Raw genomic sequence first — 7,076 nt, 5'->3', positions numbered from 1 at the left:
GTATAATAACTTTAGTGTTATTGTTTAATAACACTAAAGTTCAATGTGGAGGGATGTTTTGAATACTTCATTAAGAGTCATAATGACAGCCCTAATTAGAGTGTTGGTTAGAATATATTTCTTAATTGAAAAGATAAGCGTTAAGTTATCTTCATCACTGAGTATGCCAACTTTAACATAGGGGACAGGTATTCCTGATATAGTTCTTACCACATTGTTAAAAAAGTGAGCACTTTGTGCTTGCTTTTTTAGTTTCTTTTATAACAAAACTGCTCTGTCAATAAAAAAGAATGCTGCCACAGCAACTCCTTGTTCAACAAAAGTCCACTTTTGCTGAACAAGAAAATTGTTTTTTTGCAAACTACCTTNNCCTTTAAGCTGCGAAATAAGATAATTATTCATGAATTAGTTTAGAAACAAATAAAATTTTTGTTATTGGTTAACCTACTTATAAAAAGTTAGGAGAGATAAAAAAATGGAACAGATCAATAACCAAGAAAAAATTAATGCTTCAGAATATGGTATCATCTGGTCGCAATATATTAATGATACTATGTCACGTTGTGTTCTTCGCTACTTGTTAAATGATGCTAAGGATGAAAACACTCGTGGTGTAATTCAATTTGCCTTAGAATTATCACAAACCCATATAGAAAAAGTGAAACAGTTTTTAACTGAAGAAAATTATCCTATTCCAATAGGGTTCACAGATGAAGATGTAACCGTAAATGCCCCTACTTTATTTACGGATACATTTAAGGTTGTTTATTTGCAAATTATGGCGATACACGGTTTGACGAGATATGCTGGTGCAACAAGCGTTTGTATTCGAGAAGATGTCAGAAAATATCTTATTGAATGTACTTCTCAAACGTTGGAATTATATGATAGGGTCACTACCGTCGCTTTATCTAAGGGAATTCTTAGTAAGCCGCCTACATTAAATAACAAACAAAAGATTGATTTTATTAGGAAACAAAACTATATAACTGGTTGGTTCGGAAAGCGAAGACCGATAAATGCAATCGAAATCAGTGGTGCACATCTGAATATGCAAAAAACTATGGTGAAAATGGTTTTAGAGTTAGGATTCAGTCAAGTATGCCAATCTAAAGAAGTACGAGAGTATTTCGAACGTGCTCGAAAACTTTGTAAAAGACACTTTCATATACTAGGTTTAATGTTAGAAGAGGAGAATCTCCATGAACCAAGGATATTTGAATCAGAAGTAACCGATTCAACCGTACCTCCCTTTTCTGATAAGCTTATGCTTTTCCATATAGCAACACTACTATCTGCCGCACTTGGTTATTATGGGGAGGCTTTATCAATGTGTCAAAGAAGAGACTTGTCCACTGATTACGCTCGAATGAATATGGAAATTGCTTTAATCGCTGAAGATGGTTTGAATATTTTAATAGAAAAGGGTTGGATGGAACAACCTCCTACTGCCGCTGACCACGAAAACTTGGCGAAGGATTAGAACAATGTGGATGCAAAATTGCGAATGTTATTTTTTGGAAAATATTCATTTTTAATTTAGAAAACAATTTTGAATATATACAACTTTTCGTGTTATTTCTGTACATAAAACCCCGAAAATTGCTTGTTTTAGGTACAGATACATGCTACTATTTTTATGAATCTATCATTCTAAAAGCCTATTAAATCAACGTTTTAAACTCCTTGAATAAGTATTTAGGTACAGAAACAAACTATATCTGTACCAAATACACCTTAGGAGGTTTTTAAAAATGACTTATAACAACAAACCCAATCCCGATGATCGCAGCGATAACGTTGAAAAACTTCAAGCAATGATTACAAATACGATTGAAAATATGGAAGCTGCCGAAGAATCACTTGCTCTTACAGACAGTGAAACACAAAAGCAGCAAATTCAAGCTAAGAATGAACGTAGACGTGAAAGCCTCGATTCTTTCCGTTCTGAGATTAAAGATGAGGCAAACAACCAAGGTTAATTTCCCTTCCGAGGACCTGTTCATTTCCGAACAGGTCCTTTTTGAGACCTCTCATTTTATATAGGATAAGCTGTTATGGTAAGATAGTGAGTAAAACTTAGTAAAAGAAATTTAAATAGAAGAGTGATGATTTTGAACCAATTAGAAAACAACCGTTCCTATTCCCATGATCAAATCCAACAGTGGGAGCAAGAACTAAATGAATCAGGGATTATTGCTGAAGAGGCAAAGCTGCTAGCTGCTATCCGTCAGGAAACTAATCCTGTAACCTTATCAAAACTATTAACATTTGGGGCTTTATCAAGACTACATAATCATAAAGATGACTCCATCGCAGCGGTTTGGTTAGAAAAAGCACTAAAGCTAAATCCCCTAAACCAAAAAGCAAAGGAACATACTATTCAATCCGATTGGAAGAAGATGCATCATGTATTGACACCTTTGATGTTTCCATCCATGCGGGAAACGGATAATCGTACTGCAAAAAAGAAAGCTGCAGAAGAGTATATTGAAGTATGTCAGCGTTTTTTAGCCGAAACGGATGAACACCTTCAGGAATTACAGAAAATGATTGACACTGTCTCAAAACTCGATTTGGTAGTGCTTTTAGAAAGATATGAAAAACTTTATGAACTGCTTTCATCTGCGATTGAGGAAACAGGAAGCTTGTTAAAAGCGGCTGAGGAATACAATCAATCAATAACCGGTGTTTTCCATACTTCGACCTATTATGATGAATTAAAATTACATATGTCTAATTTAGAAGAAATCAAACAGACATGGCTGCAGCAATTTGTAGAAGAAGAGACACCTGCAGCTGAATCAGAAAATGCATTAGATCAGCTGCAAAATATGGTGGGAATGGATTTAGTAAAGAAACGGATTAATGACTTTTACCGTTTTCTAAAGTATCAAAAACAACGGAAGGGACTGGGCTTTCAGATTAAAGATGAGCTTAGTCTTAATATGATTCTAACCGGGAATCCTGGGACAGGAAAAACAACCTTAGCTAGATTATTAGCGAAGATTTATCATGAACTCGGGGCTTTGCCGAGGGAGGAAGTCATTGAAACGAATCGTTCGCAGCTCGTTGGTTCTTTTGTCGGGCAAACGGAAGAAAATGTCCGTTCGGTAGTGGAACGCTCGATTGGCGGCGTTTTATTTATTGATGAAGCCTATAGCTTAAAACGGGAGGGTCAAACGGGAAATGATTATGGGCAAGCTGCCATTGATACGCTTGTCTCGTTAATGACAAGCAGTGAATATGGCGGAAAGTTTGCTGTTATTTTAGCTGGATATCCGGATGAGATGCGCTCCTTTTTAAATGCGAATCCTGGTCTGCGTAGCCGATTCCCTCATTCGAACTTTATTCATTTACCGAATTATTCGAACGAGGAACTAATTGATATTGCCGAGTTAGTTGCAGCCCAAAATGATTACCTATTAACAGAAGAATCAAAGATAGAAATTCAGCATCGTTTAGAAAAAGAGCGGGTGGATGACACTTTTGGCAACGCTAGAACGGTCCACAATATTGTCTTGGATGCTATTTTTAAAAAAGGGTCACATAACAACGCAGACGAAGGCGAAATTTTAGATATGATGCTGCTTGACCAAGAAGACTTTCAAACCGAGAATGAAACCATTACTGAATCACCGCAGGAACAACTGAACCAATTAACCGGCTTGACTTCCTTGAAGGTGGAGCTACAGTCACTTATTTCATTCGTCAAAATGCAGCAATTTAGAAGATCTAAGGGTCTCCCTACCGTACCGATTCAGCTTCATGCTGTTTTTACAGGTAACCCAGGTACAGGGAAAACCACGGTAGCTAAAATCTACGCGGAGTTTTTAAAGGAATGCGGTATTTTAAAAAGAGGACATCTCATTGTGGCGAGCCGAGCTGATTTTGTTGCCGGTTATGTCGGACAGACAGCTGGAAAAACGAAGCAAAAAATCAGGGAAGCCTTGGGCGGAGTTCTTTTCATTGATGAGGCATATTCGTTAATTAGTCAAACATCTGGTGACTTTGGAAAAGAAGTCATTGATACTCTTGTGGATGAAATGACAAAACAAAATGAAAATTTGGTGGTGGTTTTAGCCGGCTACCCGAATGAAATGAATCAATTATTAGAGAGTAATCCGGGACTGCGTTCCCGTTTTAAAAAGTTCTTCCTATTTCCAGATTATACAAATGAAGAGCTGCTCGAAATCATGTCAAATTACGCAGGAAGATTTCAATATCAGCTTACAGATGAGGCTAAAGAACGTTTACTGCAAACCATGGATGCTGAAAAGTTTAAAGGGAATGGCAGATTTGCGACCAATTTAGTGGATGACATTATTCAAGCTCAAGCCTTACGTTTAATGGACACAGAAGAGGAAGCAGTGCTTTTAGAAAAAGCAATCTACCTTGAAAGAGAAGATGTGGAAAAAGCATTAGAAAAGTCTTCAACTTATTGATGAATGAAAGGGACGTTTATCGTGGAAAACTATTTTATCTCAAACAGGGAAATTCAACTTTATTATGCGGACACAGACATGATGGGTGTCATTTATCATGCTAATTATTTAAAATTCTTCGAACTGGGCCGTACTGGTTTTATCGAGGACATAGGTTATAGTTATCTTTCTATGGAAGAATCGGGTTACTTTGCTCCTGTCTATGATATTCAAATCACCTATAAAAAGCCGTTAAGATATGGAGATAAGGCCTCTGTAAAAACATGGGTCACTTTAAATGATGGTATCAAGACCGTTTATGCTTATACGATTGTAAATGGAGATGATGAGGTCTGTGCCGAAGGGACTTCAACCCACATTATTGTGAAAAAGGATAATTTTAAACCGACCTCATTTAAAAGGGCTTTTCCTGAATGGTATTTAAAATATGAAGAAATAAAGAAAAAATAATCTCATTAGTGGATGACCCCCAAAAAGGAATGAGGTGTTGATGCTGGCTTTCGGAATAAACCGTAAAGAACTAAACGAATGGAAAAAGAAAATTGATCAAGGCGAAATGGCCTTCTTAACTCATTATTGGCTAGATGATCGCTTTCCTGATTGCAAGACCGTCACAAAAGTTGGATGTCTTGATCTTGTTAAATTAGCTGATTGGGGCAAAAAGTACGGGTTAAGAAAAGAATGGATTCATCACCGCAAAGATGGCTACTCCCATTTTGATTTACTAGGGGAACGGCAAACGGAAATTTTAGAAAAAGAAGGCTTATTTGAACATCTTTGGGAAAATAAAACAGGCACACTTGAAAATTAAATGATCAAGTGTGCCTGTTATTTCTTTATGAGATAAAAAGGTATAAATTTCGACTTCGAGAATTGTCCAGCTCCAGGCGCCATCGGCTCGAGGTCACAAGCTTATCCAGTTGCGGCTCCTTGGGACTGAAGTCATAAGCCACCCCCTGAAGAAGGCAAAGTACGCCTTCTTACAGAGTGCGTCTTATGACTACGTCCCATAACAGTCGCCTCCACAATTAGATCAATCCGGCCAAAAGGTTAAAGAACAACCTTTCGGCCGGCTGGACTTGTGCTTGTCGCCGATAGGCGGGCGCCTTGCGCTCTTCTTATGGAATCCACTGGTACATATGTTTTTGAATTTCCTCATATTTCACATGGGCATTTTTCAGCCCATAGGTTTCTGCCTTTTCAAGCGGAACGACACGGAAACTTTTGTTTTTCTGACTTGTTACATACGAAGGTGTAAAAACTGGATTGGAAATCTCAATCTTGCTGCCCTGCGTGTTAATCTGTTTGGTGATATCAATCGTGGCTAAACCACCAATATCCTTATACTTACCGCGCTGTCCAGAAATAAAATTTCCTAATGAGTAGATAACAAACGATTTTCTGCCATCGGTTGTCTTAATCCATCCCATTGGCTGAAGAACATGCGGATGGGAACCAAATATAACATCTACTCCTGCATCTGCAAGAAACTGAGCTAAATCCTTTTGTTCATTCGAGGGGATTCTTTGATATTCGTTCCCCCAGTGAATACTCATGACTACCACGTCAGCACTACTTTTGGCCCGGCCAATTTCTGCTTTCATAACATTTTTATTCAATACATTTACAAGATAGTCTTTCCCTTTTGGGATTGGAATGCCATTCGTTCCATAGGTGTAGGATAAGAAGGCAACCTTAATCCCATTTTTATTGATAATGCGTAATCTCTGACGATCCATAGGATCAATGAATGTTCCGACATGAGGTAATCCAATTTGATCTAAGTAGGCAGATTCTGAACGGATTCCTTTCTCCCCTTTATCCAAGGCGTGGTTATTGGCAGTAGAAACAATATCTACGCCTGAATGGACCAGTGCATCCGCAACCTGATGGGGACTATCAAATCTCGGATATCCGGAGAGGCCAAGTTCTACTCCTCCCACTATACTTTCTTGATTGGCAGATACAATATCAGGCTTTTCAAGGATGGATTTTATCGGATCGAACATGGGGTCAAAATTATACACAGCTCCATTAAAGGCATCTTGATAGATAGGGGTATGAATAAGGATATCGCCAACGGCACCTATGGTTATTTTTTCAGTAAGATTCACATCTCGATTAACGTTAAATAATGGACGCAGCGAATGGTTTTGGGCAATATAAGTATTATGTTCATGATTTCCATGGTGCTTTTGCTGTATGAAAAGGACTGCCGCAGTTGTCATACAACCTAAAATAATGATCATGGAAGGTAAAATGGCCTTTTTTTTCATAATTTCTCCTCTATACACCAGACTAAAAGCATATTATTTCTGTGTTCCTTGATGATACTATATTATATTTAAGGATAATTTTACATTTATTCTCTGCTAATTTCACCAAAAATTTTGAAAGGAGTCGACATGTTTAAAATTACTGAAAGTGCTTACCTTCAATTATTAGGAATCGTTAATCAAGAAAAGATTTCAGATGATGAGCAGCTTTTCCTTCGTTTAACAATGGGGATTGGCTGAGGCGGACCTAAATTAAATCTGTCTCTGGAAGAGCGGAAGATTGAGGGAGATCGTACTTATCAATTTGGCGATCTTACCGTCATTATCCATGAAAAAGATATGGTGTACTTTAACC

Annotated in this window: 6 protein-coding genes; 5 read left to right on the top strand and 1 reads right to left on the bottom strand. The window is 37.6% G+C overall.

The features are described 5' to 3' along the window. Nucleotides 1-475: 475 nt before the first annotated feature. The 5 genes from V7266_RS27120 to V7266_RS27100 all read left to right on the top strand — a co-directional run bounded on the left by V7266_RS27120 (nt 476) and on the right by V7266_RS27100 (nt 5,256). The gene (locus V7266_RS27120) at nt 476-1,483 is read left to right on the top strand and encodes a DUF3231 family protein (protein WP_335472325.1); all 1,008 of its coding nucleotides are present in this window, start codon (nt 476-478) and stop codon (nt 1,481-1,483) included. A gap of 271 nt (nt 1,484-1,754) precedes the next feature. After that, nucleotides 1,755-1,982 carry a small acid-soluble spore protein Tlp gene (tlp, locus tag V7266_RS27115; RefSeq protein WP_335472324.1) on the top strand — a complete coding sequence of 76 codons (228 nt, stop codon included), beginning with the start codon at nt 1,755-1,757 and terminating at the stop codon, nt 1,980-1,982. 126 nt (nt 1,983-2,108) lie between these two features. Then, on the top strand, nt 2,109-4,445 hold the full coding sequence (locus V7266_RS27110) for an AAA family ATPase (protein WP_335472323.1): 2,337 nt from the start codon (nt 2,109-2,111) through the stop codon (nt 4,443-4,445). A gap of 21 nt (nt 4,446-4,466) precedes the next feature. Beyond that, nucleotides 4,467-4,895 (top strand): acyl-CoA thioesterase, encoded by a 429-nt coding sequence (locus V7266_RS27105; protein ID WP_335472322.1) that lies wholly within the window; start codon nt 4,467-4,469, stop codon nt 4,893-4,895. A gap of 43 nt (nt 4,896-4,938) precedes the next feature. Then, nucleotides 4,939-5,256, top strand: coding sequence for a hypothetical protein (locus V7266_RS27100; protein WP_335472327.1), 318 nt, complete (start codon nt 4,939-4,941; stop codon nt 5,254-5,256). Between the two features lie 307 nt (nt 5,257-5,563). On the opposite strand, the gene V7266_RS27095 is transcribed toward V7266_RS27100, so the two are convergent. Then, nucleotides 5,564-6,721, bottom strand: a complete 1,158-nt coding sequence (locus V7266_RS27095; RefSeq protein WP_335472321.1) for a CapA family protein — start codon at nt 6,719-6,721, stop codon at nt 5,564-5,566. Nucleotides 6,722-7,076 lie beyond the last annotated feature (355 nt).

The sequence above is a fragment of the Neobacillus drentensis genome, assembly GCF_036965645.1.
Classification (GTDB): domain Bacteria; phylum Bacillota; class Bacilli; order Bacillales; family Cytobacillaceae; genus Neobacillus; species Neobacillus drentensis_D.
This window is presented reverse-complemented; position numbering and strand designations above follow the sequence as displayed.